The sequence below is a fragment of the Mesorhizobium amorphae genome (assembly GCF_014843845.1).
In the GTDB taxonomy this organism is placed as follows: Bacteria; Pseudomonadota; Alphaproteobacteria; order Rhizobiales; family Rhizobiaceae; genus Mesorhizobium; species Mesorhizobium amorphae_A.
Map to the genome: position 1 here is coordinate 162102 of NZ_JHQS01000016.1, position 23951 is coordinate 186052.

Genomic DNA, 23951 nt, shown 5'->3' on the forward strand with positions numbered 1-23951 from the left:
ATGACCTACACAAACTTCACGGTTGAGACCGACACCGACGGCATTGCGCTGGTCACCTGGGATATGCCCGACCGCTCGATGAATGTCTTCACAGAAGAGGTGATGAACGAACTCGACAAGATCATCGACGAGGTCGTGGCCGATGCCGGCCTCAAGGGCGTGGTGATCACCTCGGGCAAGGACAGCTTCTCGGGTGGCGCCGACCTGACCATGCTGCAGAAGATGCTGACGGTCTTTGCCAAGGAAAAGGTCAAGGATCCGGAGAAGGCGGCCAGGCTGCTGTTCGACAATGCCGGCCGCATGACCGGCCTGTTCCGCAAGCTGGAGACGTCGGGCAAGCCCTGGGTTTCGGCGATCAACGGCACCTGCATGGGTGGCGCTTTCGAACTGTCGCTGGCCTGCCATGGTCGCGTTGCCGCCGACTCAGACAAGGTCAAGATGGCCTTGCCGGAAGTCAAGGTCGGCATCTTCCCCGGCGCCGGCGGCACCCAGCGCGTGCCGCGGCTGACCGACCAGCAGCAGGCACTGCAGATGCTCACCACGGGCCAGACACTGTCGCCGCAGAAGGCGAAGTCGATGGGCCTGATCCATGAGATCGCTGAACCCAAGAAGCTTGTCGAGACCGCCAAGGCGATGATCAAGAACGGCCTGAAGGCCGTCCAGCCCTGGGACGAGAAGGGTTTCAAGCTGCCCGGCGGCCAGATCTACTCGCCCGCCGGCTTCAACCTGTGGCCGCCGGCCATCGCCATCCTGCGCCGCGAGACGTACGGCAATTATCCGGCCGCGGCCGCCATCCTGAAATGCGTCTATGAAGGTCTGCTGGTGCCGTTTGATACCGGCCTGCGCATCGAGCAGCGCTATTTCACCGAGATCATGCAGAGCAAGGAAGCGGCGGCGATGATCCGCTCGCTGTTCGTGTCGCTGCAGGAGCTGAACAAGGGAGCCCGCCGCCCGGCCGGCGTGCCGGAGACGAAGTTCAAGAAGATCGGCATTCTCGGCGCCGGTTTCATGGGCGCCGGCATCGCCTATGTCACAGCCAAGGCCGGCATTCCGGTGGTGCTGCTCGACCGCGACATGGAGTCTGCCGCCAAGGGCAAGGCGCACTCCGAGAGCCTGGTGTCGGACCAGGTGAAGAAGGGCCGCGCCAAGCCCGAGGAGAAGGACAAGCTCCTGTCGCTGATCACGCCGACGGCCGACTATGCCGACCTTGCCGGCTGCGACCTCGTCGTCGAGGCGGTGTTCGAGGATTCGGCCGTCAAGAAGGCTGCCACCGAACAGGCGGAAGCCGTGCTGAAGCCGGCTGCGATCTTCGCGTCGAACACCTCGACCATTCCGATCACCGCGCTGGCCAGGAATTCGGCCCGGGCGAAGAATTTCATCGGTATCCACTTCTTCTCGCCGGTCGACAAGATGATGCTGGTCGAGATCATCCTCGGCAAGAAGACCGGCGACAAGGCTTTGGCCACCGCGATCGACTTCGTGCGCGCCATCAAGAAGACGCCGATCGTCGTCAACGACACGCGCGGCTTCTACGTCAACCGCTGCGTGCTCCGCTACATGTCGGAAGCCTACAAGATGCTGATCGAGGGCGTCCCGGCGCCGATGATCGAGAATGCCGCCAAGGCGGCCGGCATGCCGGTCGGCCCCTTGGCGTTGACCGACGAAACGGCGATCGATCTTGCCCAGAAGATCATGAAGCAGACCATCAGGGATCTCGGCGACAAGGCCGTCGATCCCAGGCAGATGGCGCTGATCAACACCATGGTCGACACCCATGGCCGCGCCGGACGCAAGAACGGCAAGGGCTTCTACGACTATCCGGCGAAGCCGGCCAAGAAGAAGCTATGGCCTGGCCTGAAGGACCTCTATCCGCAGCTCAAGCCGGAAAAGGTCGATTATGAGGAGCTGCAGCAGCGCCTGCTGGTCACCATCGCCCTGGAGGCCGCAAGGGTGATGGAAGAGGGCATCGTCACCGATCCGCGCGAGGCCGATGTCGGCTCGATCCTCGCCTTCGGCTTCGCCCCCTTCACCGGCGGCGCGCTGTCCTACATCGACGGCATCGGCGCCAGGCAGTTCGTCAAGATCGCCAAGGGCCTGCAGAAGAAATACGGCGCCGAGTTCAAGGCGCCCAAGCTGCTGCTCGACATGGCCGAGAAAGGTGAGACCTTCTACGGCCGCTTCGACCCCTATGCCAAGGGCGAGGTGAAGAAGGCCGCCTGATCCGCGGATATGTATGTCTGGGCGCGTATGGCGCGCATGATGGCCACGGCGTCTCGCCGTGGCCCTTACCGGATAGGCGGCGAGAGCCGGCTGGCCTTTCGCTGCCTGCCGACCGACATCGACTTCAACAACCATCTCAACAATGCGCGCTACATGATGCTGGCCGATCTCGGCCGCATCGACATATTCCTGCGCGCCGGCCTGATCGCACTGGCGCGCAAGAATGGCTGGGCGCCGATGATCGGCGGGCTGCAATCGACCTATGTACGCGAGATCCGGCTGTGGCGGCACTTCGAAGTGGTGTCCTCGGGAAGGCACGCAGGTCATCGGCAAGCACCGTTTCGTGCTCGACAATGGTGAAACGGCTGCGCTGATCATGACCACGGGCGGCGTTTACGATCGTCGCGGTCGCCGCTTTCTCGACATTGACGAGGTTGTGGCTGCGCTTGGCCGTTCTGCTCAACCACGCCCACCCACCGAAGCCGAGCGGATGTTCATGGCCTCCCATCAGGGCTTGCGCGGCCTGGCCAAGGGACCGGCCTGATCAGGCTGGCCGTGCGTGTGGCGAGCCACGCGCGGCGCTGCCGCTTTGTTGACGATCCGCCACCTCGCGGGTGGACAATCGAGCGCTTGCGGACTAGAAAGGAAAGGTATTTTTTCCTGTTCCGGAGGAGAGCGAAGTGCTCTCGCATGACCGCGTCTGGGCCGCCATCGATGCTCTCGCCGAGCGCTATTCGCTGTCGGCTTCGGGCCTGGCAAGGCGTGCAGGGCTCGATTCGACCGCCTTCAACAAGTCCAAGCGACTGTCTTCGGATGGGCGCCCGCGCTGGCCCTCGACCGAATCGCTGGCCAAGATCATCGAGGCGACTGGTGCTTCGCTCGACGAATTCACCGGCCTGGTCGAAGGCCGCGACAAGACCGGCCTCGCGCCGGCGCAGCGGTCTTCGGTGCCGCTGCTCGGCTTCGCCCAGGCCGGCGCCGGTGGCTTCTTCGACGATGCCGGCTTTCCGGCGGGGCAGGGCTGGGATCTGATCGAGCTGCCTGCCCAGGCGACCGAAACCTCCTATGCGCTGCAGGTCCAGGGCGATTCCATGCTGCCGCTCTACCGCAATGGCGACGTGCTGATCGTCGAGCCGGGCGCCGCCACCCGCAAGGGCGACCGCGTCGTCGTCAAGACCAATGCCGGCGAGGTAATGGCCAAGGTGCTGGATCGCCAGACGACGAAGTCGATCGTGCTGATCTCGCTCAATCCCGAGCATCCGGATCGCGATATCCCGATGCGCGATGTCGAATGGGTGGCGCGGATCGTCTGGGCAAGCCAGTAGGTGCGGCTGTTCCATCTCGCCATAGCCGCCCTGGCGGTCCCGGCGATGGCGGTACTGGTTGTCGCCGGCGGTCGCACAGTGCAGCGTGGCGAAGGTAGCGTCACTGTCGATCAGATCCAGGCAGACGTCGACGCTGCGCCCCAAGAGCCGGCCACCTCGGCCATTCCCGGGCCGCAGCCGATAAAGCCGGCACCCCATTCCAGGTCGATCGATCCCGAAATGGTGGCGCCGCCCCCGCTCACCCCCGAAGAGCTTCAGCGGGTCGAACCGCGCGCGCCGCTGAGCGATCTTGCGCTGGCCGGCCCGCCCAAGCCGCCCAAGCTGAAAATGCCCGACGACTGGAACGGCACAAAACTGTTCCAGCCGGTGGCGTCAGCCGCCGGCGTGATCGAGGCGAAGGGCTATTCGGTCGCGCTCTCGGGCGTCGATGTCGTGGGGCAGGACGAGACCTGCACCGATGATGGCAAGGACTGGGCCTGTGGCGTCCGGGCGCGCACGGCTTTCCGGGCTTTCCTGCGCGGCCGGGCGGTGGTCTGCACCGTGCCGCCCGAGGGCGGCCGCGACCTGATCACGGCGGAATGCCGCATCGGCAAGCAGGATGTTGGGCAATGGCTGGTCGAGAACGGCTGGGCCCGCGCCGCCGAGGGCGGCCCTTATGTCGAGGCCGGCGAGAAGGCGCGCGCTGCGAAAAAGGGCATTTTCGGATCAGCGCCGATCCTTACCGGCCTGGCGCCGGTTCCGCCGGCACCAAGCCCCGCGCCGCAGGCGCCGGGCTCGATACTGCAGGAGGAGGACGGCGTTCTTACGCCGCCAACTGACCAGCCAGAGCCCGCTCAATAAGCGCACGCGTTTCGGCAATGCCGTAGAGCGCCGCGAACGAGCCGAAGCGCGGCCCGCGCTCCTGGCCGATCAGCACCTGGTAGATCATCTGGAAAAAGGCGACCGAAACACCCGGCCCGCCTTCCGGGCTCTGCTTGGAATGGTCCTGGTAGCGCTCGATCCGGCGCGCGACGTTGAGCGCTGCGTTCTGGATTGCCTCGCCGTCGGCCGCGGGCGGCAATACGGAGAGCGCCTCCGAAAGCTTGCTGAGCGCCTCGCGCTCCACCACGTCGGCGGCGCGGTAGACCTTGGCCGGCTTCACGAAATCGTCGAAGTAGCGGATCGCATAGCCCGTCAGCCTGTCGAGCTCGGGATGCGTCTTCGGCGTCACGCCCGGCGCGTGGCGCGAGATGAAACCCCACAGCACGTCCTTGTTCTGGGCGTTGGAGGCGCTAACCAGATTGAGCAGCAGCGAGAACGGCACCGGCAGGTCGATTGCCGGCGGGTTGCCGTCATGCATGTGCCAGACCGGGTTGCCCAGCCGCTCCTTCCAGTCCTGCCGCGGATAGGCGGCGAGGAAGGTGTAATACTCGTCGACGGCCCTCGGGATGACGTCAAAATAGAGCTTCTTGGCCTGCCGCGGCCGCTGGTACATGTAGAGCCCAAGGCTTTCCGTGGGCGCATAGGCCAGCCACTGGTCGATGGTGATGCCGTTGCCCTTCGACTTCGAGATCTTCTGGCCGTTCTCATCCAGGAACAGTTCGTAGACGAAATGCTCCGGTGCCCGTCCGCCCAGAATGTTGCAGATGCGGTCGTAGACCACCGCGTTCGTCTGGTGGTCCTTGCCGAACATTTCGAAATCGACGCCCAGCGCCGCCCAGCGCATACCGAAGTCAGGCTTCCACTGCAGCTTCACCTTGCCGCCCCTGATCGAAAGCGTGGTCTCGGTGCCTTCGTCGTCGAAGGTGATGGTGCCGGCCTTGGCGTCGACATGCTTCATCGGGACGTAGAGCACGCGGCCGCTCTTCGGCGAGATCGGCAGGAACGGGCTGTAGGTGGCCTGGCGCTCCGGCCCAAGCGTCGGCAGCATCACCGCCATGATCTCGTCATAGCGTTCGGCCGCGCGCAGCAGCACCGCGTCGAAACGGCCGGCCTTGTAATACTCGGTCGCGCTGGCGAACTCGTAGTCGAACCCGAACGTGTCGAGGAAGCGGCAAAGCATCACGTTGTTGTGGTCCGCGAAGCTCGCAAAGTCGCCGCCGAACGGATTGGGCACCGACGACAGCGGCATATGCAGATACGGCTCGAGCGCGGCGCGATCCGGCACGCTGTCGGGGATCTTGCGCATGCCGTCCATGTCGTCGGAGAAGCACAGCAGCTTGGTCTTGACCGCGTCCCTGGTCAGCACGCGAAAGGCGTGGCGCACCATCGAGGTGCGCGCGACTTCGCCGAAGGTGCCGATATGCGGCAGGCCGGACGGCCCGTAGCCGGTCTCGAACAGGACGGTTTCCGGAAAGTCCGTGTTCTTGTAGCGCTCGATGATTTTTTTGGCTTCCTCGAACGGCCAGGCCTTGCTTTCGGCCGCCGCCACAAGCATCTCGGGATTGAGATCGATGATGTTTGATCCCGCCATGTCACTGTTTCCAAGTCGTTCGCCGGCGCCGCCGGAAGGGAGTTTTTCAACCGGTCTCTAGGCGTGCCTGCCTTGGGCGTCAACGATGGCGGCTGTTTTTCCTTGCGGCTCCCATATGCTGTTCCTAACTACGAGGCCCTTTCAAGGAGTTCCCGAATGCCGTTGCCGTCCCCGCATGAAGCGCTGATCTACCTGATGGTCATCACCTCGGCTTCCGATCGCGACATGACCGATGTCGAACTGGCGCGCATCGGCGACGTCGTCCGCACATGGCCGGTGTTCGAGGATTTCAGCCACGACAGGCTTGTCGGCATCGCCCAGGATTGCCAGAAGAGGCTGCACGAAAAGGGCGGCCTGGAAGGTGTTCTCGCGCGTGTCGCCGAAGCGCTGCCCGAAAGGCTGCGCGACACCGCCTATGCCGCCGCCTTCGAGGTCGCCGCCGTCGATCTCGAAATGCGCCTGGAGGAGGTGCGGGTGCTGCAGCTCATCCGCCTGAAGCTCGATCTCGACACGCTGACCGTCGCAGCCATCGCGCGTGCGGCGAAGGCCCGGCTTAGGACCCTCACTTAGCGAGAGGTTCTGCGCATCAGAAGAAACTGACCGGGAAATAGCGCAGATAGAATTCGGCAAACGTACCTTTCACCGAGATCTCCTGCAGCGCGTAGTCCATGGCCGCGGCCAGGGCCGGATCGCCTGCCCTGGTGGCGATGGCCATGCCCGATCCCAGATATTCCGGCGCCAGATACGGCCCCCCGGCGAAACGGCAGCAGCCCGCCGCGTCCGTGCCGCCCAGCCAGAAGGCGAAGCGCATCCCATCGCCGAAGGCGGCGTCTATCTTGCCGGCCTTGAGGTCGCCGTAGAGCTTTTCCGCGCTGTCGAGAGGGACGACCTGAACGGCGCCGAAATAGGCGCGCAGCATGCGCTCATGCGCCGAGCCGGCGATGACGCCGACGCGCTTGCTGCGCAACTTGTCGAAGATCGGTTCCGCGAAGGCCGTTGTTTTCGGCATGATGAAGCGCGCTGGAAACTGAAGGTAGGAGCGCGAGAAGGCGTATTTGGACCGGCTCTCCGGCGTGGCGGCGATGCCGGCGATGATGGCCTCGCCTTCGCCCTTCTGAAGCGCCGCGTCGAGCTCGCCCCAGGGCAGCGCCTGGATCTGGCACTTTTCGGCGATGCCGAGTTCGGCGCAGATCGCCCGTGCCAGATCGACGTGGAAACCGGACAACCGGCCGGCGCCGTCGAGAAAGTTGAACGGCGGAAAATCGGTGGTGGTGAGGAATCTCAACCGCGGCAGCGCGGAAAGGTCGGGCTTCGGCAGCCGCTCCTTCGCATCCCACAGCACCGGCACCTGCGGCTCGGCGGCGAAGCCGGCAAACGACTGCGCCCCGACCAGTATCGATACCAGGGCGATGAGTATCCACCGCAATGTCACAATAGAGCTCCGCCCGTCATGCTTTCGGCTTTTCGTACGAAAATGGCGCCGGCACAATGGTTTTTGATTTCAACTTGCTGATTTAGGCGTATGGTTTAGCGGGTTTGCAAATAGCAGCGCGCCGCCGGCCGAAAGGGAGGCATTCGCCGGCGTCACGAAAGCGGTGCAGCTTTGCAATCCGGGGTTGATGGCGAGGCGCGTCTCGGGCATCTACCATCGATCTCTGAGGCGGCAGGCAACATAGGGTAGATGTTGCGATGGGACATTTCGATCGCACGCTGGAATACATCGATCAGCTGCAGCACGCCAACACGGCGGCGGCGGTCTGTGAAAGGCTGCTTGGGGTCACGTCGGATTTCGGCCTGACGGCGCTGATGGCGGGAACCGTTCCGCAGCCAGGCACGCCGCGCGGCCAGCAGAAGGATCATGTGCTGCTGTGCGACTGGCCGGGCGAATGGCTGGAGCGCTACGTGGCGCGCAACTATGTCGATCATGACCCCGTCGTCAGCCACATGAAGCAGCTTCAGGCGCCGTTCCAATGGCGCGAAGCGTCCGAAAGCATCCGCATCGACAAGAGCAGCGGCGAAGTCATGGGCGACGCCAGGGAGTTCAAGCTGCGCGACGGCCTGGCCTTCCCGCTGATCACCCTCGACGGCCTGATCGTCATGGTGTCGCTGGGCGGCGAGGCCGTCGAACTTTCGGAGGCCGAGTTCGGAATCGTGTCGCTGGTGTCGACCTATGCGATCGGCCGCGCCATGCAAATCCACACGATGGCGGGCAAGACCATCGATCACATCGAATTGACGCCGCGCGAGCGCGAATGCCTGCAGTGGGCCGCCGTCGGCAAGTCCGAGTGGGAGATATCTCAAATTCTAGGCATCTCGGAGCACACGTCCGAGAAACATCTCCTTAACGCCAAAAGCAAACTTGGTGCCGTCAATCGGGTGCAGGCGGTCGCGGAAGCCATTAGGCGCGGCTATATTAGTTAGTTCGGCCGCGCCGGCCTAGAAATTCTTGCCTACGTGATCGCGTAATTTTTTCGGGAAAGCCCGGCCGTATCTTCCTCTTGAAACCAGGAGACGGCTAATGCTTTTTTCCCTTACCACACAGGAATTGATGGATCGTCCCGACCTCTGGGAGGCCGTCCATCGTTTGCGCTACAAGATCTTCGTCGAGGAAATGGGGTGGACCGATCTTCAGCGCCCCGATGGCCTCGAGATCGACCAGTTCGACCATGACGAGGCGGTGCACCAGATCGTCATCCGCAACGGGGAGGTCGCCGGCTATCAACGGATGCTGCCGACGACGCGGGCACATCTTCTGACCGAAGTGCTGGCGGACCTCTATGAAGGGACGCCGCCCTCGGGGCCGAATGTCTGGGAACTGACCCGCTATGCTGTGGCGCCGGGTTTTCGTGACGGCAAGCGCGGCGTGTCGACGGTCGGCACCGAGCTGATCGCCGGTTTCGTCGAGTGGGGGCTGCCGCGCAGCATCAACCAGGTCATCATCGAATTCGAGCCGATGTGGGTCCTGCGGGCGCTGCAGCTGCACTTCCTGGCAACGCCGCTAGGCTACCAGCGCACCTACGGCAACCAGCAGGTCGTCGCCACGCTGCTCACCTTCAACGAACATACACTCGATGTCGTGCGTTCGCGCCGCAATCATCACGCGCCGGTGCTGGCCAGGGGATACCCCGACAGGCTCGGAATGAAACAGGCCTCGTGAGATTTGGAGACCCGCCATGAATACCCACCCGCAACCCGAATTGCGTGGCCATACGCTGATCGTCACGGTTTCCTCGGACGACGGCCGGCCCGTCCTCGACAGGCGCGCCTATGCGAGCCTGGCCAAGACCTTCCATGAGGCCGCCGTTGACGACGACGTCCGCGTCGTGGTGCTGCGCGGCCTGGCAGGCTGCTTCTGCCTCGGCGGCGACTTTTCCGAATTCCTGGACGCCACCAAGCATCAGCAGCTTATCGCCGCGGTCACCGACATGTTCCGCACGCTGGCGACCTTTCCCAAGCCGGTACTTGCCTGCGTGGACGGCGATGCCGTCGGCGTCGGCTGCACCATCTTGTTCCATTGCGACATGGTGATCGCTTCGCGCGGCAGCACATTCCGGGTGCCGTTTGTCGATTTCGGCCTGGTGCCGGACGCGGCAACCAGCATCCTGGCACCTCAGAAGCTGGGCTATGCCGGCGCCTTCCGCTTCTTCTGCCTGGGCGACACGCTTCATGCCGAAGATGCAAAGGCACTCGGCCTGGTCGGCGAGATCGTGGCAAACGGCGGTGCCGAGGAAGCGGCTCTCGGCCGGGCAAGGCAACTCGCCAAAAAACCGGTCGCGGCGCTCCTGCAGACGCGCGGCCTGCTCAAAGGCGACACCAACGCGCTCTGCGACCGCATCGACCAGGAGATATCGCTGTTCCAGCAGGCGCTGCAGGATGACACCACCCTGAAGCGGCTGCAGCGCATTGCCCGGCTGGCGGCATAAAGCCGCCTGGCCAGTAAGTTGATCGTCGGCGAAATGAGCCGATCCGGAGAAAGGCTCGGTGCGTTTCCAGACCCGCTATTTTTTCAGGCCAGTCATTTTTCCAGGAATGATGGCCCTTCGCCGATGATCTTCTTGTCTTCCTTGCCGACAACATCGAGATCGCGACCGTCATAAGGCAGCGACAAAAGGATGCGCCGGATGACGGCCAGCCGCTCCCGCCGCTTGTCGTTGGCCCGCACGATGATCCAGGGCGCGAACTCCTTGTGCGTGCGCTCGACCATGAGGTCGCGCGCCTTGGTGTAGTCGTCCCATTTGCCGATGCCGGCGATATCGATCGGCGAGAACTTCCAGTTCTTCAAGGGGCTGTAGCGACGGTCGTGGAACCGTTCGAGCTGCGTCTCGCGGCCAATGTCCAGCCAGAATTTGAAGAAATGGATGCCCTCATTGCAGATCATCCGCTCGAAATGCGGCGTCTCGTCGAGGAATTTCTCATGCTGCTCGGGGGTGCAGAAGCCCATGACCGGCTCGACACCGCCGCGATTGTACCAGGAGCGGTCGAAGGTGACGAACTCGCCCGCCGTCGGGAAGTGGGCGACATAGCGCTGATAGTACCACTGCCCAACCTCTGTCGGCGTCGGCTTGGTCAGCGCCACGTTGCGCGCGGTGCGCGGGTTCATGTACTGGCGCAGCACGAAGATCGTGCCGCCCTTGCCGGCGGCATCGCGTCCCTCGAACAGCGCCATCACCCGCTTGCCGGTTGCCTGCAGCCAGGCCTGCGCCTTGACCAGCTCGATCTGCAGCCGCTCGAGCGTCTCGTCATACTCCTCGCTCTTCATCTTCTTGTCGTAAGGATAGCCGCCCGCGGTTAGCTTGTTGTCCTCGATCCAGTCGGGAAGCACGGGGTTCTCGATGTCGAACTCCCGCTCCTTGCCGTCGATCCTGATCTTCAACGGACCCTGTGCCGGTGCCGGGGCGGGACTTTCCTTGGTTTTTTTCATCGAGACGAACCTTTTCAGCTTGCGGACTCATGCTATTGGGAGCCTCAAAGCCGGTCCAGCGGAAGTTTCCGCCACCGGCAAACCGGGTGCGAAGGCATAGGGTGCGCGCGAGCGAATGGCTGACCTGGACGCAGAACAGACGAGCACGGCGCAGCCGATAGCCGCCCGGCTGTGGAACAGCCGCTGGCTGCTGGCAGCGGGCATCGTCGCGGTCCTCGCCGTCTATGGCTTTGCCGGCATGTCCGCCTATGTCGTCCTGGCCGCCTTGGCGCTGCTGCTTGCGGCGGCGCTGCTGCCGTCCGGTGCCGCGCGCCAGTCTGCCGAGGATGCGGCTGCGATCGAGGCGAGCGGGCTGCAGCGGCTTTCCGGCGAATATCTCGCCGCCGCCGTCGCCGATCCGCTGATCATCTTCGACCGCGCCGCCACCATTGTTCACGCCAATGCGGCCGCTTTCGCTGCCTTCGGCGGCATCGCGCCCGGCATGTCGCTGTCGCTGAAATTCCGCGCGCCCGAAATGCAGGCCTTGCTGGATGATCTGCTGTCGGGGACCGTCGCTTCGGACGTTGTCGACTACACCGAAAAGCTGCCGGTCGAGCGGGCCTACCGGGTCAGTGCGTCCTCGGTCGGCCACGCCACCGATCTCTATGTGCTGGTGTTCAAGGACCAGAGCGAGGCGCGCCGGATCGACAGGATGCGCGCCGACTTCATCGCCAATGCCAGCCACGAACTGCGCACCCCGCTTGCCTCGATTTCCGGCTTCATCGAAACGTTGAGAGGACCGGCCCGTGGCGATCCGGCGGCGCGCGACCAGTTCCTGCAGATCATGCAGAACCAGACCGGCCGCATGGCGCGCCTGATCGACGACCTCCTGTCGCTGTCCCGGCTGGAGATGAAGCCCTATCTGAAACCGGGGACCGAAGTCGATCTGCGCCAGACCATCGACAGCGTCATCGACTCGCTTGGACCGCTGGCCCGGGAAACCGGCGTCGTCATCGAGCGCGATTTCGTCGAGGGGCCGCTCGAGGTGCCGGGAGACCGCGACGAACTCTTTCAGGTCTTCGAGAACCTGTTGGAAAACGCCTGCAAATACGGCCAGTCGGGCGGGCGCGTCACGGTGTCGATCGCCCGCACCGAGACCGGCCCCGAAGCCGGCATCGACGTCACTATCAGGGACTATGGCCCCGGCATTCCCGAAGAGCATATCCCGCGCATCACCGAGCGCTTCTACCGCGTCGATGTCGAGAACAGCCGCACCCAGAAAGGCACGGGCCTGGGACTGTCGATCGTCAAGCACATCCTGACGCGCCACAACGCCAGGCTGTCGATCAAGTCGGAAGTCGGCAAGGGCGCGGCGTTCTCGGTTCATTTGCCGGCGCGGTAAGGCTGTACTATTTTACTAACTGGCCGTTTCTTCTTTCTGTCATCCGGCTCGCGTATCAGCACAGGATTCGAGGAAACGACTCGGGCCAGAAGATCCGGGGAAGGCATTTCGTCCCATGCAGTCCGTTCACATCGTCAGTGCCTATGACGAAGAGCTGAAATACCTGTCGAAGCGGATCGCTGCGATGGGTGGCCATGCCGAACGCATGGTCGAGCAGGCGATCACCGCCCTGGTCAATGCCGATCCCGGTCTCGCCCAGAAGGTCATCCACGACGATATCGTCCTCGATGAAGGGCAGCGCGAGATCGATGACAAGGCGATCGTCATCATCGCCAAGCGCCAGCCGATGGCGACGGATTTGCGCGAGATCGTCGGCGCGATCCGTATCTCGGCCGACATCGAGCGCGTCGGCGACCTCGGCAAGAACGTCGCCAAGCGGGTGGCAGCCGTCACCGACGGGCGTCAGCCGACGAGCCTGTTTCGCGGCCTTGAGGCCTTGGCCAATTTGGCGCTGACGCAGCTCAAGGAAGTGCTCGACGTCTATGCCTCGCGCTCGGTCGAGAAGATCGGCTTCGTGCGCGACCGCGACGACCAGATCGACGCCATGTACACCTCGCTTTTTCGCGAGCTCCTGACCTACATGATGGAAGATCCGCGCAACATCACGCCCTGCACGCATCTGCTGTTCTGCGCCAAGAACATCGAGCGCATCGGCGACCACGCCACCAACATCGCCGAGACCATCTATTACATCGTCACCGGCGACCAGATGCCGGCCGAGCGGCCAAAGGGCGACAAGACCGACAAGGTCGTCCTTCCCGGTACCGTTCCGGCTAAGTGATCGACGTCCCCTCGAACCCTTGGCTGATTTAGGCTAAGCTCCCCCGAACGTACCCGATCCTGACCCGAGGCCACGTCCTCAGGAGGTAGCGATGGAAAACGTTCGGAACCTGACTCCGGCCCCGCCGCCGACATCCGGTATCATCGCGTCCAGCGTCTATACGGCCGGCCGGCGCATCGCCGACATTCCGATCGAGGAGGCCGGCGAATGGGCGGCCAAGCCCGGCCACGTCGTCTGGATCGGGCTTCTGGAACCGGATCGCAACCTCTTGCTGCGCGTCCAGGCGCAATTCCATTTGCATGAACTGGCCATCGAGGATGCCGAACATCCGCACCAGCGGCCGAAGATCGAGCAATATGGCGACGCCCTGTTCATCGTCGCCCGCACTGCGCAACTGATCGACGGCCGCGTCACCTTCGGCGAGACGCATCTGTTCGTCGGCGCCGGCTACATCGTCAGCGTCAGGCACGGCCCTTCGACCTCCTATGCGGCCGTTCGCCAGCACTGGGAAAGCTGCCCGCATTCATTGGCCAAGGGCGAGGATTTCGTCCTCTATGCCATTCTCGACTTCATCGTCGACAATTACATGCCGGTGCTCGAGCAGATCGAGGACGAGGTCGAGGCGATCGAGGACAGGGTGCTGCTGCAGCCGATGACCGGCCCTGACATCGAGCGGCTCTATATGCTACGCCGCGATCTGTTGCGCCTGCGCAATGCAGCACTCCCCCTGGTGGAGGTCTGCCGCCGGCTGACCAGCGCCGAGTTGCCGCAGATCCATGCCGCCATGCACCCGCTGTTTCGCGACGTCACCGATCATATCCGCACCGTCCAGGAGAAGATCGACAGCCTGCGGGAAGTTCTGGCCTTTGCCTTCGAGGCCAGCCTTCTGGTCGGCCAGAGCCAGGAAACCGCGAACACCAAGAAGCTCGCCTCGTGGGCTGCCATCCTGGCGGTGCCGACGGCGCTCGCCGGTATCTATGGCATGAACTTCAACGACATGCCGGAACTGAGGATGGAATACGGCTATCCGGTCGTGCTGGGCGCGATCGCGATGATCTGCTCGTTCCTGTACTGGCGGTTTCGCAAGAATGGATGGCTGTGAAGGAGCGAGTAGCCAGTAGTCAGTAGTGATTGGCGGCGGCGCTCGGCGCCTGCTACTCACTACTCACGCCGCTCAGCGGCTCCGCCGCCGCTCCGACGCCGGCTGGAACGCCACCCTTGCGTGATACTTGCAATAGGGGCCGGTTTCGGCGGCATCGTTGCCGCAGAAGTTGAAGTCTTCCGAAAGCGGATCGCCATTCGGCCATTTGCAGGTGCGCTCGGTCAGTTCGACCAGCTGCAGGTGCCGCGAGATCGGCACGACGACATTCTCGACCGGGCGGATGTAGTGGCGCGCCACCGGTTCGGCATCGAACTGCACTTGCAGCGCGTTTGCGCCGATCGACGTGGTGACGTGGCGCTGTGTGCTTGCGGCGCGTGACACCGATTTCTGGACGGACGAGCCCTGCACGGCTTTCTTCTGGCGCGCCGGGCTGGCCGTCGCGCGTCCGCGGCCCGACAGCTTCAGGCGATGCACCTTGCCGATGACCGCATTACGGCTGACCCCTCCGAGCTGTGCGGCAATCTGGCTGGCGCTCAGCCCTTCCGACCACAGTTTCCTGAGAAGTTCGACCCGCTCGTCAGTCCAGTTCATGAGACCGCGCTCCTGCTGCAAGTGCGGCGATCGGAATCCTTTCCCGTCCCGGCTCCCGCCGGGCAGACAACACCACATATACCGGGTGATTGGGTCCGCCGCACGAAATCTAGTTATTTCTCGACTACAAATACCTCATGCGCGGACTCGGTGACAAGAGTCCCAAAGGCAACACGAATCAGTTTTTACGGTTTTCCCCAACTTGCCCGGTCGCTGATGAGCCGGCGTCCTGTCGAGGGGCGTGCCGCGCGCCTATGCGCGACGTTTTCGTTGACTTCATGGCCGAAAAACACGATAAGCCGCGAAGGCCGCCGCTTTGGCGGCTTTTTTGATTTTCCGGTACCGGAGACGCATATAATGAGCGGTTCGGCGCTTTTCGAGACCTTTGCTCGCGCACCCCTGGCCTTCGACCACGGGGAGGGGACATGGCTGGTCACCGACAAGGGCGAGCGATATCTCGATTTTGCCGGCGGCATCGCGGTCAATTCGCTAGGCCACAGCCATCCGCATTTGGTCGCCGCGCTCACCGAGCAGGCGGGCAAGCTGTGGCACGTCTCCAATCTCTATGAGATTCCGCAGCAGAGGCGGCTGGGTGAACGGCTGGCGGACGCCACTTTCGCCGACAAGGTGTTCTTCACCAATTCCGGCGCCGAGGCGCTGGAATGCGCCATCAAGACGGCGCGGCGCTACCAGTTCGTCAAGGGTCATCCCGAACGCTTCCGCGTCATCACCTTCGAAGGCGCCTTCCACGGCCGCACGCTGGCGACGATTGCCGCCGGCGGCCAGTACAAATACCTCGAAGGCTTCGGCCCCAAGGTCGAGGGTTTCGACCAGGTCGGTTTCGACGACATTGACGCGGCGGAAAAGGCGATCACATCGGAGACCGCCGCCATCCTGATCGAGCCGGTGCAGGGCGAAGGCGGCATCCGCCCGGTGCCGACGCAATCCTTGAAGCGGTTGCGGCAGCTTTGCGACCAGCACGGCCTGCTGTTGATCTTCGACGAGGTCCAATGCGGCATCGGCCGTACCGGAAAGCTGTTCGCGCATGAATGGACGGGTGTGACACCCGACATCATGGCGATCGCCAAGGGCATCGGCGGCGGGTTCCCGATGGGCGCCTGCCTCGCCACCGACGAAGCCGCGGTCGGCATGACCGCCGGCGTTCACGGCACCACCTTCGGTGGCAACCCGCTGGCGATGGCGGTCGGCAACGCCGTGCTCGACGTGGTGCTGGAAGATGGTTTCCTCGAGGATGTGCAACGCAAGGCGCTGCTGCTGAAACAGGGGCTGGCCGGCGTCGCCGACGAATTCCCCGATGTCATCGAGGGCATTAGGGGAACCGGGCTGATGCTCGGCCTCAAATGCGTGATGCCCAACACCAAGGTCAACATGGCACTGCGCGACCAGAATTTCCTGGCGGTGCCGGCCGGCGACAACGTCATCCGCCTTTTGCCGCCGCTCACCGTCACCGACGCCGAGATCAGCGAGGCGCTCGACCGCATCCGCGCCGGCGCCAAGGGCCTGGCCGATGCCATCGCCGCGGCCGCCGCGAAGTAATCCTGGAACCATTCCCGATGAGCGTTCGCCACTTCACCGACCTGTCCGCCGTTTCCGAAGGCGATCTGCGCTTCATGCTGGACGATGCGGTGGTGCGAAAGGCCAGGCTCAAGGCCGGCGAGCGGACCAAGCCGCTCGAGGGCAAGGTGCTGGCGATGATCTTCGACAAGCCGTCGACGCGCACGCGCGTATCCTTCGACGTCGGCATGCGCCAGCTCGGCGGCGAAACCATCATGCTGACCGGCACCGAGATGCAGCTCGGCCGTTCCGAGACCATCGCCGACACGGCCAAGGTTCTGTCGCGCTATGTCGACGCCATCATGATCCGCACCACCTCGCATGAGCGGCTGCTCGAACTGACCGAGAATGCCACCGTTCCGGTCATCAATGGGCTGACCGACGACACCCACCCATGCCAGCTGATGGCCGACATCATGACCTTCGAGGAGCATCGCGGTCCGGTCGCCGGCAAAACCATCGCCTGGACCGGCGACGGCAACAACGTGCTGCATTCGCTGCTCGAAGCCTCCGCACGCTTCCGCTTCAACCTCAACGTCGCCGTGCCGGAAGGCAGCGAGCCCGACGAGAAGCATGTCGACTGGTCGAAGGCGCATGGCGGCAAGCTGAGCTTCACCCGCTCGCCCGAGGAAGCTGTCCACCAGGCCGATTGCATCGTCACCGACTGCTGGGTGTCGATGGGCCAGGAGCACCGTGCCCGCGGCCATAACGTCTTCCTGCCCTACCAGGTCAATGCGGCGCTGATGGCCAAGGCGAAGCCCGACGCCCTGTTCATGCATTGCCTGCCGGCGCATCGCGGCGAGGAGGTCACCGACGAGGTGATCGACGGGCCGCATTCGGTGGTGTTCGACGAAGCCGAGAACCGGCTGCACGCCCAGAAGGCGGTTTTGGCCTGGTGCCTGGGCGCTTGATCTCCGGAGGTGTGATGCCTATCTGCGGGCCATCACGCAAATTGAGCGCGTTTCGGTGCATGTGCCCCTCCGGGCCGCATGGCCGCGCGCCGGAGCTTTGTCATGTTGGAAACCCGTCAAGTGACTGAACACCACCCTCAACTCGGCGAATTCGGCTATGCCGGCGACGATCACGTCGTGCCGTTCGAGGTCGCCCCGCTCGACGTACGCGGCCGGACCGTCCAGCTCGGTCCGATGCTCGACGCCATCCTTGGACGCCACGAGTATCCCGAGCCGGTGGCTCGCCTTCTGGCGGAAGCCTGCGTGCTGACGGTGCTGTTCGGCACCTCCCTCAAATTCGAGGGCAAATTCATCCTGCAGACCCGCACCGACGGGCCGGTCGACATGCTGGTGGCGGATTTCTCGACGCCGTCCGCGTTGCGGGCCTATGCACGCTTCGACCCCGATAGGCTCGAGGCGCTGACGGCTGCCGGCGAGATCTCGCAACAGACGCTGCTCGGCAACGGCGTGCTGGCGCTGACCATCGACCAGGGCGCGCATACGCAGCGCTATCAGGGCATCGTCCAGCTCGACGGCGAGACGCTGGAAGAAGCCGCGCGCACCTATTTCCGCCAGTCGGAGCAGATCCCGACCGATCTCAGGCTTTCGGTTGCCAAGCTGGTGACGCCGGGCATCGGTGGTCCCCGCGAGCAATGGCGTGCCGGCGGTCTGTTGGCGCAGTTCCTGCCGCAGTCGCCGGAGCGCATGCGCGTGCCGGACATTTCCGGCGGCGACGGCGATCCGCGCGAAGAGGTCCATGACCCTGTCGACAATTCCTGGCAGGAACTGCTGGCCCTGCTCGGCACCATCGAGCCGACCGAACTGATCGATCCGACCGTCGGCGCCGAGCGGCTGCTTTACCGGCTGTTCCACGAGCATGGCGTACGTGTCTTCGGCGGCGTGCCGGTGGCCGACCAGTGCTCCTGCTCGCGCGAGAAGATCCGCGGCATTCTCGAAGGCTTCTCGGCGCAGGAGATCAAGGACAGCACCGAGGATGGCGGCATCCATGTCGCCTGCGAGTTCTGCTCGACGCAGTACGACTTCGACCCTGCGGAGTTCGCGGCGGCTCAGTGACGTAACTCCTTCTCCCCGTCACCATACGGGGAGAAGGTGGTGGCAGGCGGATGAGGGGCGGCGCGAACTTTAGACCGCTTGCTCCCTTAATTCACCGTCCTGCGCGTGCCCGGCAGATCGAGCGAGAAGGCGGGGATGGCGATGTCGAACGTCTCTCCCCGCTTGTTGCGCATCGTGTAATGGCCGACCATGATGCCGGACGGCGTCGAGAGCGGGCAGCCGGACGTATATTGGTAGCTGTCGCCGGGGTTGAGTTCGGGCTGATCGCCGACGACGCCGGCGCCGCGTACCTCCTCGACCCGGCCAGTGTCATCGGTGATGTGCCAATAGCGCGACATCAGCTGCACGAACTCGTCCGACTGGTTGTCGATGGTCACGTGGTAGCCCCAGACATAGCGGTTCTCCGACGGATCGGAGCGATCCTCGAGATAGAACGGCCTGACCTGCACTTCGATGTTGCGCGTAATGGCGCGGTACATGAGCAACTCCAAACAGTCCTGGCGGAAGTCTCGGTGCACTCTTTGACTAGGTCAACGGAGCGCGGCGCCTGTCTCTTCCGTCTTTGTGCGCACCTGCCGCCAAACAATGTCATTTAAGTGACACATGACAATGATGGTGTGCACGGACCGTGCCGGGCGACTCAAGCGCTCTGTCGACCTGTTCAAATCGGCCATCTTCCGGCCGGCTTTTCCGGAGTGACCAGATCTCGATGGAACTGATCGTCATCGCCGCCGCCGTGCTTTCGACAGCCCTCATTCTTTCAAATCTCGCCGGCATCCTGCTTGCGGCCTTCAGGCTGAAGCGGCCGCGCACGCTTGCGCGGCCACCCGGCAAGGTGCCGCCGGTGTCGATCGTCATCCCCTCGCGCGGCGTCGAGCCGTTCACCGAAGAAACGCTTCAGCGCGCCTTCTCGCTCGACTGGCCGCGCTACGAGCTGATCTTCTGCGTCGCCCACGCCGACGATCCGGTGGTCAAGCTGATAAACAGGGCGATCGTCCGGTTTTCGAAGGTGCCGGCCCGGCTGCTGGTCGGTGACGACCGCATCAGCGCCAATCCCAAGCTCAACAATTGCGTCAAGGGTTGGGAAGCGGCGCGCCACCACTGGGTCATCCTTGCCGACTCCAACGTGCTGATGCCGAGGGACTATGTCCAGCACCTGATGGCGGCATGGCAGCCCGACACCGGCCTCGTCTGCTCGACGCCGATCGGCTCGCGGCCGGACGGCTTCTGGGCCGAGGTCGAATGCGCCTTCCTCAACACGCTGCAGGCGCGCTGGCAGTATACCGGCGAGGCGCTCGGCCTCGGCTTCGCCCAGGGCAAGAGCATGCTGTGGAAGAAGCCTATGCTCGACGCCAATGGCGGCATCCGCGCGCTGGCCGCCGAGATCGCCGAGGACGCCGCCGCGACCAAGCTGGTCAACGGGCTGGGGCTGCGCGTCAATCTTGTCGCTTCTCCCTTCGAGCAGCCGCTGGGTGAGCGGCGTCTCGGCGAAATCTGGTCGCGCCAGGCCCGTTGGGCGCGCCTGCGCCGCGTCACCTTTCCGCTGTTCTTCGCTCCCGAAATCCTGACCGGCGTGGCCGTGCCGCTGGGGCTGGCGCTGGTCGCAGCGGCCGGTGCCGGCATCAGTCTGCCGCTCACCGCGCTCTGTGTCCTGGCGCTCGCCTATGTGCCGGAATGCGCGTTGGCCTGGGCCAAGGGCTGGTATCTGTCGCCACGCACCATCCCGGCGATGATGGTGCGCGACGTGATGCTGCCGGCGATCTGGGCGCGCGGCTGGCTCGGCGGCGCCGTCGACTGGCGCGGCAATGCGATGACCATCCGCACCAAGGCCATGACCGAACTGGAAGAGGGCGCCTGAGCAAGGCTCAGGCGTTTGTCCAATCGCAGTCTGAACCCTTTACTTGGCTGATTTCAGCGCCTGCTCGACATCGGCGAGCAGATCGTCCGCATCCTCAAGTCCGACCGAAAGCCTGAGCGTGCCCGGACCGATACCGAGTTCGGCGCGCGCCTCGTCGCTGAGGTTCTTGTGCGTCGTCGTCGCCGGATGGGTTATCAGGCTCTTGGCGTCGCCGAGATTGTTGGAGATCAGCACGATGTCCAAAGCGTTCTGGAAGGCGAACGCCGCCTGCTTGCCGCCCTTGACGTCGAGGCAGATCAGCGTCGAGCCGCCCGTCATCTGCTTCCTGACGATATCGGCCTGCGGATGGTCGGCACGGCCCGGATAAATCACACGGGCGATTTCCGGGCGTTCGGCGAGGAAGTCGGCGATCTTGCCGGCACTTTCCGTCTGCTGGCGCACCCGCAGCGGCAGCGTCTCCAGGCCCTTGAGCAGCGTCCAGGCATTGAACGGCGACAGGCTGGGGCCGGTGTGGCGGAAGTAGTCGTGCAGATTCTCGTCGATCCACTTCTTGTCCGACAGGATGACGCCGCCGAGGCAGCGGCCCTGGCCGTCAATGTGCTTGGTCGCCGAATAGACGACGATGTGGGCGCCGAGCTGCAAGGGCTTCTGCTGCAAGGGCGTGGCGAAGACGTTGTCGACGATCAGCCTGGCGCCGATCGAATTGGCAAGCGCAGCGACGGCGGCGATGTCGACCACTTCCAGCGTCGGGTTGGTCGGGCTTTCGAGGAAGAAAAGTTTGGTGTTCGGCTTGACCGCCTTTTCCCAGTTGGCGATGTCGGTGCCGTCGACCAGCGTCGCCTCGATGCCGTATTTCGGCGCCAGCGTCTCGACCACCCAGCGGCAGGAGCCGAAAAGGGCACGCGCCGCCACGATATGGTCGCCGGCCCTGGCGCTGCACAGAAGGGCCGCCGTCACCGCCGCCATGCCGGAGGCGGTGGCGCGCGCGTCCTCCGCACCTTCCAGCGCGCACATGCGCTTTTCGAACATGTCGACGGTCGGATTGGCATAGCGCGAATAGATGAAGCCCGGTTCCTCGCCCTTGAAGCGGGCTTCCGCGGCCTGTGCCGTCTCGTAGACATAGCCCTGGGTGAGGTACATCGCCTCGGAGGTCTCACCGAAGCCGGAACGCAAGGTCCCGCCATGCACGAGTGCCGTCTGAGGTTTCCAGTCGCGCTTCTTGGTCATTGCTCTGTCCCAAACACAAAAAAACCGGCCGCGAAAGTCGCAACCGGTCCATACGGCCTTGCGGCCAACGGTCCTTTAGCGACTTGTTTAACGTGGCTGCAAGCCGACCGGCCAAATCACCACGGGATAACGACCCTTTAGACCCGCACCGCGCTTGCGTCAATTGCCGGCTTGATTAAGAGGTTTGTACCAAGCAGGTTCCGCAAAAGTGTTCCACGGTTTTGCGCCAAGAACCTGCGGCGACAAAAAACTTGCGGTGTTGCAGCGGAGCCAGCCTTTGCGGCGAACAGGCATTCTTCCCGATCAGGACATTTCCGCGCTCTTCCAGTCAGGCGCGCTGAAGTCGCCGCGCGCGCTCGACGCGGACCAGATCCAGCCGGCCAGCCTCGATCTCAGGCTCGGCGATAAGGCCTGGCGCGTGCGCGCCTCCTTCCTGCCAGGCCCCGATCATCAGGTCGCCGACAAGCTCGCGCGGCTGCAGCTGCACGAGTTCAGCCTCGCTGAGGGCGCGGTGCTGGAAACGGGCTGCGTCTACATCGTGCCGCTGCTGGAAAGCCTGGCGCTGCCGTCGGACATTTCTGCTTCCGCCAATCCGAAGAGCTCGACCGGACGGCTCGATATCTTCACCCGCGTGATGACCGATCGCGGCCACGAGTTCGACAAGATCGCCGCCGGCTATCATGGTCCGCTCTATCTCGAGGTCAGTCCGCGCACCTTTCCGATCGTCGTACGCGCCGGCTCGCGGCTGTCGCAGATCCGTTTCCGCACCGGCAACGCGCTGCTGTCGGAAAGCGAATTGCGCGACCTGCATCATGCCGAGATGCTGGTGGCCACCGAGCCGCCCAACATTTCCGGCGGCGGCATTGCACTGTCGATCGATCTCGATGGCGACAAGGATGGGTTGGTCGGCTATCGCGGCAAGCACCACACCGGCCTGATCGATGTCGACAAGCGTGCCGCGCAGGACGTCGTCGATTTCTGGGAGCCGCTCTACAAGAGCGGCGCCGGCGAACTCGTGCTCGATCCGGACGAGTTCTACATCCTCGTGTCGCGCGAGGCGGTGCATGTGCCGCCTCTCTATGCCGCCGAGATGACGCCTTTCGACCCGCTGGTCGGCGAATTCCGCGTCCACTATGCCGGCTTCTTCGATCCGGGCTTCGGCCATTCGGCGGCCGGCGGCACCGGCAGCCGTGCGGTGCTCGAAGTGCGCAGCCATGAAGTGCCATTCATCCTCGATCACGGCCAGATCGTCGGCCGGCTGGTCTACGAGCACATGCTGAAACGGCCGCAGGCGCTCTACGGCACCGATCTCGGCTCGAACTACCAGGCACAGGGCCTGAAACTGTCCAAGCATTTCCGCGCCGCGCGCTGATCTTTCCGCCACCGCCAGACCGTGCTTGCCTGACCGGGCGTGCCATGCTTGGCTGTGCCTCAGCCCGTCGAGGTGACGGAAATAAAGGGGAAGACCATGCAAATCTCGAGATGGATCCTGTCGGCAGCCGCGGCTGCCCTGCTGACGCTCGGCGGCGGTTCGGTGTCGGTGCAGGCAGCGGAGAAACTGAAGATAGGCACCGAGGGCGCCTATCCGCCGTTCAACACCATCACCCCGGACGGCAAGGTCGTCGGCTTCGACGTCGATATCGCCGATGCGCTGTGCGCGCAGATGAAGGTCGAATGCGAAATCGTCACCCAGGACTGGGACGGCATCATTCCCGCCCTCCAGGCCAAGAAGTTCGACGCCATCATTGCGTCTATGAGCATCACCGAAGAGCGCAAGAAGCAGGTTGCCTTCACCAACAAATACTACACGACGCCGCTTGCGCTGGTCGCCCCGAAGGACAGCGACCTGACCTCGACCGACCCGGCAGCCCTTGCCGGCAAGACGGTGGGCGCCCAGGCATCGACCACCCAGGCCGATTTCGCCCAGGACGTCTACGGCAAGGCCGGCGCTGAAGCCAAGCTCTACCCGACCCAGGAAGAGGCGATCACCGATCTGCAGAACGGCCGCCTCGACGCGGTGATCTCTGACAAGTTCGTGCTGGTCGACTGGATGAAGAAGGCAAGCGACGGCTGCTGCAAGATGGTCGGCGACGTCAAGGGCACCGAGACGCAAGCCGGCATCGCGGTGCGCCTGGACGACACCGCACTGCGCGACAAGCTCAACGCGGCCATCGACGCCATCGTCGCCGACGGCACCTACAAGAAAATCCAGGCCAAGTATTTCGACTTCGATATTTATTGAGAGGTTGAAACTGCCAATCTCCCCCCTCGTGGGGGAGATGCCCGGCAGGGCAGAGGGGGGCGCGAAGGATCGCCAACCTCGCCCACGACAGCTGAAGGGCAGGTGCTCTCGATTGAGACGCTGGAGGGACAGCGCCCCCCTTGTAACTCAACATTGGCCGAATCCGTTATTGTAGCGGATGCGGTGGCGGAC

The 23951-nt window shown here is 63.9% G+C and carries 22 protein-coding genes, 1 pseudogene and 1 riboswitch; of the genes and pseudogenes, 17 read left to right on the forward strand and 6 right to left on the reverse strand.

Translation table 11 applies throughout. From position 1 onward, the window contains the following. The 4 genes and pseudogenes from DH08_RS10265 (at position 1) to DH08_RS10280 (ending at position 4385) form a co-directional block, all read left to right on the forward strand. Entirely contained in the window at positions 1–2220 is a 2220-nt protein-coding gene (locus DH08_RS10265) for a 3-hydroxyacyl-CoA dehydrogenase NAD-binding domain-containing protein (protein WP_192179190.1), read from the forward strand. Positions 2221–2229: 9 nt separating this feature from the next. Further along, a pseudogene (locus DH08_RS10270) lies at positions 2230–2764 on the forward strand (thioesterase family protein). A gap of 136 nt (positions 2765–2900) precedes the next feature. Then, positions 2901–3545: a S24 family peptidase gene (locus DH08_RS10275; protein ID WP_192179191.1), complete on the forward strand. Its 645-nt coding sequence runs from the start codon at positions 2901–2903 to the stop codon at positions 3543–3545. After that, entirely contained in the window at positions 3546–4385 is an 840-nt protein-coding gene (locus DH08_RS10280) for a thermonuclease family protein (protein WP_345892372.1), read from the forward strand. It begins immediately after the preceding gene. Here the strand turns inward: DH08_RS10280 and DH08_RS10285 are convergent. After that, positions 4348–5997 (reverse strand): lysine--tRNA ligase, encoded by a 1650-nt coding sequence (locus tag DH08_RS10285; protein ID WP_192179192.1) that lies wholly within the window; start codon positions 5995–5997, stop codon positions 4348–4350. The genes DH08_RS10280 and DH08_RS10285 overlap by 38 nt on opposite strands. Positions 5998–6153: 156 nt before the next feature. On the opposite strand from DH08_RS10285, the gene DH08_RS10290 reads away from it, so the two are divergent. After that, positions 6154–6567, forward strand: coding sequence for a tellurite resistance TerB family protein (locus tag DH08_RS10290; protein ID WP_192179193.1), 414 nt, complete (start codon positions 6154–6156; stop codon positions 6565–6567). 16 nt (positions 6568–6583) lie between these two features. Here DH08_RS10290 and DH08_RS10295 read toward each other — a convergent pair whose 3' ends face one another. Continuing rightward, on the reverse strand, positions 6584–7423 hold the full coding sequence (locus DH08_RS10295) for an ABC transporter substrate-binding protein (RefSeq protein WP_246800767.1): 840 nt from the start codon (positions 7421–7423) through the stop codon (positions 6584–6586). A gap of 263 nt (positions 7424–7686) precedes the next feature. Here DH08_RS10295 and DH08_RS10300 point away from each other — a divergent pair, with 263 nt between their 5' ends. The 3 genes from DH08_RS10300 (at position 7687) to DH08_RS10310 (ending at position 9920) form a co-directional block, all read left to right on the forward strand. Continuing rightward, positions 7687–8418, forward strand: a complete 732-nt coding sequence (locus DH08_RS10300; RefSeq protein ID WP_006199958.1) for a helix-turn-helix transcriptional regulator — start codon at positions 7687–7689, stop codon at positions 8416–8418. Between the two features lie 97 nt (positions 8419–8515). Beyond that, on the forward strand, positions 8516–9154 hold the full coding sequence (locus DH08_RS10305) for an acyl-homoserine-lactone synthase (protein WP_192179194.1): 639 nt from the start codon (positions 8516–8518) through the stop codon (positions 9152–9154). Positions 9155–9170: 16 nt separating this feature from the next. Then, positions 9171–9920 (forward strand): enoyl-CoA hydratase-related protein, encoded by a 750-nt coding sequence (locus tag DH08_RS10310; protein WP_192179195.1) that lies wholly within the window; start codon positions 9171–9173, stop codon positions 9918–9920. Positions 9921–10012: 92 nt separating this feature from the next. Here the strand turns inward: DH08_RS10310 and ppk2 are convergent, their stop codons facing one another. Then, positions 10013–10918, reverse strand: coding sequence for a polyphosphate kinase 2 (ppk2, locus tag DH08_RS10315; protein ID WP_192179196.1), 906 nt, complete (start codon positions 10916–10918; stop codon positions 10013–10015). 115 nt (positions 10919–11033) lie between these two features. Between ppk2 and DH08_RS10320 the strand changes: the two genes are divergently transcribed. From DH08_RS10320 to DH08_RS10330, 3 genes are all read left to right on the forward strand, one after another. Beyond that, positions 11034–12299, forward strand: coding sequence for an ATP-binding protein (locus tag DH08_RS10320; protein WP_192179197.1), 1266 nt, complete (start codon positions 11034–11036; stop codon positions 12297–12299). Positions 12300–12414: 115 nt separating this feature from the next. Next, the gene (gene phoU / locus DH08_RS10325) at positions 12415–13140 is read left to right on the forward strand and encodes a phosphate signaling complex protein PhoU (RefSeq protein WP_192179198.1); all 726 of its coding nucleotides are present in this window, start codon (positions 12415–12417) and stop codon (positions 13138–13140) included. 91 nt (positions 13141–13231) lie between these two features. Next, positions 13232–14242, forward strand: a complete 1011-nt coding sequence (locus DH08_RS10330) for a magnesium and cobalt transport protein CorA (RefSeq protein ID WP_192179199.1) — start codon at positions 13232–13234, stop codon at positions 14240–14242. Positions 14243–14314: 72 nt separating this feature from the next. On the opposite strand, the gene DH08_RS10335 is transcribed toward DH08_RS10330, so the two are convergent. Next, positions 14315–14833, reverse strand: a complete 519-nt coding sequence (locus tag DH08_RS10335) for a GcrA family cell cycle regulator (RefSeq protein WP_192179200.1) — start codon at positions 14831–14833, stop codon at positions 14315–14317. Between the two features lie 357 nt (positions 14834–15190). Here DH08_RS10335 and DH08_RS10340 point away from each other — a divergent pair, with 357 nt between their 5' ends. The 3 genes from DH08_RS10340 to DH08_RS10350 all read left to right on the forward strand — a co-directional run bounded on the left by DH08_RS10340 (position 15191) and on the right by DH08_RS10350 (position 18432). Then, positions 15191–16390: an aspartate aminotransferase family protein gene (locus tag DH08_RS10340; protein WP_192179201.1), complete on the forward strand. Its 1200-nt coding sequence runs from the start codon at positions 15191–15193 to the stop codon at positions 16388–16390. Positions 16391–16407: 17 nt separating this feature from the next. Beyond that, positions 16408–17319, forward strand: coding sequence for an ornithine carbamoyltransferase (gene argF, locus DH08_RS10345; protein WP_006199941.1), 912 nt, complete (start codon positions 16408–16410; stop codon positions 17317–17319). Positions 17320–17397: 78 nt separating this feature from the next. Next, positions 17398–18432 carry an Hsp33 family molecular chaperone gene (locus DH08_RS10350; protein WP_192179202.1) on the forward strand — a complete coding sequence of 345 codons (1035 nt, stop codon included), beginning with the start codon at positions 17398–17400 and terminating at the stop codon, positions 18430–18432. An 86-nt stretch (positions 18433–18518) separates the two neighbouring features. Here the strand turns inward: DH08_RS10350 and apaG are convergent, their stop codons facing one another. Continuing rightward, positions 18519–18911: a Co2+/Mg2+ efflux protein ApaG gene (gene apaG, locus DH08_RS10355; RefSeq protein ID WP_192179203.1), complete on the reverse strand. Its 393-nt coding sequence runs from the start codon at positions 18909–18911 to the stop codon at positions 18519–18521. Between the two features lie 230 nt (positions 18912–19141). On the opposite strand from apaG, the gene DH08_RS10360 reads away from it, so the two are divergent. Then, positions 19142–20290, forward strand: a complete 1149-nt coding sequence (locus tag DH08_RS10360) for a ceramide glucosyltransferase (RefSeq protein WP_192179204.1) — start codon at positions 19142–19144, stop codon at positions 20288–20290. Positions 20291–20329: 39 nt separating this feature from the next. On the opposite strand, the gene DH08_RS10365 is transcribed toward DH08_RS10360, so the two are convergent. Further along, complete coding sequence (locus DH08_RS10365) at positions 20330–21517, reverse strand: O-succinylhomoserine sulfhydrylase (RefSeq protein ID WP_192179205.1); 1188 nt, start codon at positions 21515–21517, stop codon at positions 20330–20332. A gap of 55 nt (positions 21518–21572) precedes the next feature. Next, positions 21573–21650: riboswitch (SAM riboswitch) on the reverse strand. Positions 21651–21794: 144 nt separating this feature from the next. Here DH08_RS10365 and DH08_RS10370 point away from each other — a divergent pair. Both DH08_RS10370 and DH08_RS10375 read left to right on the forward strand, forming a co-directional pair. Beyond that, the gene (locus DH08_RS10370; protein WP_192179206.1) at positions 21795–22889 is read left to right on the forward strand and encodes a 2'-deoxycytidine 5'-triphosphate deaminase; all 1095 of its coding nucleotides are present in this window, start codon (positions 21795–21797) and stop codon (positions 22887–22889) included. Between the two features lie 96 nt (positions 22890–22985). Further along, complete coding sequence (locus DH08_RS10375; protein ID WP_192179207.1) at positions 22986–23759, forward strand: ABC transporter substrate-binding protein; 774 nt, start codon at positions 22986–22988, stop codon at positions 23757–23759. The last annotated feature ends 192 nt before the right edge of the window (positions 23760–23951 follow it).

Excerpts from the sequence above, each read along its gene's own strand:
- argF (WP_006199941.1), top strand. The coding sequence starts at position 16,408 with ATGAGCGTTCGCCACTTCACCGACCTGTCCGCCGTTTCCGAAGGCGAT.
- DH08_RS10330 (WP_192179199.1), top strand. The coding sequence starts at position 13,232 with ATGGAAAACGTTCGGAACCTGACTCCGGCCCCGCCGCCGACATCCGGT.
- ppk2 (WP_192179196.1), bottom strand. The coding sequence starts at position 10,918 with ATGAAAAAAACCAAGGAAAGTCCCGCCCCGGCACCGGCACAGGGTCCG.
- DH08_RS10285 (WP_192179192.1), bottom strand. The coding sequence starts at position 5,997 with ATGGCGGGATCAAACATCATCGATCTCAATCCCGAGATGCTTGTGGCG.
- DH08_RS10300 (WP_006199958.1), top strand. The coding sequence starts at position 7,687 with ATGGGACATTTCGATCGCACGCTGGAATACATCGATCAGCTGCAGCAC.
- DH08_RS10365 (WP_192179205.1), bottom strand. The coding sequence starts at position 21,517 with ATGACCAAGAAGCGCGACTGGAAACCTCAGACGGCACTCGTGCATGGC.
- DH08_RS10320 (WP_192179197.1), top strand. The coding sequence starts at position 11,034 with ATGGCTGACCTGGACGCAGAACAGACGAGCACGGCGCAGCCGATAGCC.
- DH08_RS10335 (WP_192179200.1), bottom strand. The coding sequence starts at position 14,833 with ATGAACTGGACTGACGAGCGGGTCGAACTTCTCAGGAAACTGTGGTCG.
- DH08_RS10305 (WP_192179194.1), top strand. The coding sequence starts at position 8,516 with ATGCTTTTTTCCCTTACCACACAGGAATTGATGGATCGTCCCGACCTC.
- phoU (WP_192179198.1), top strand. The coding sequence starts at position 12,415 with ATGCAGTCCGTTCACATCGTCAGTGCCTATGACGAAGAGCTGAAATAC.
- apaG (WP_192179203.1), bottom strand. The coding sequence starts at position 18,911 with ATGTACCGCGCCATTACGCGCAACATCGAAGTGCAGGTCAGGCCGTTC.
- DH08_RS10375 (WP_192179207.1), top strand. The coding sequence starts at position 22,986 with ATGCAAATCTCGAGATGGATCCTGTCGGCAGCCGCGGCTGCCCTGCTG.
- DH08_RS10310 (WP_192179195.1), top strand. The coding sequence starts at position 9,171 with ATGAATACCCACCCGCAACCCGAATTGCGTGGCCATACGCTGATCGTC.
- DH08_RS10290 (WP_192179193.1), top strand. The coding sequence starts at position 6,154 with ATGCCGTTGCCGTCCCCGCATGAAGCGCTGATCTACCTGATGGTCATC.
- DH08_RS10360 (WP_192179204.1), top strand. The coding sequence starts at position 19,142 with ATGGAACTGATCGTCATCGCCGCCGCCGTGCTTTCGACAGCCCTCATT.
- DH08_RS10265 (WP_192179190.1), top strand. The coding sequence starts at position 1 with ATGACCTACACAAACTTCACGGTTGAGACCGACACCGACGGCATTGCG.
- DH08_RS10350 (WP_192179202.1), top strand. The coding sequence starts at position 17,398 with ATGGCCGCGCGCCGGAGCTTTGTCATGTTGGAAACCCGTCAAGTGACT.
- DH08_RS10340 (WP_192179201.1), top strand. The coding sequence starts at position 15,191 with ATGAGCGGTTCGGCGCTTTTCGAGACCTTTGCTCGCGCACCCCTGGCC.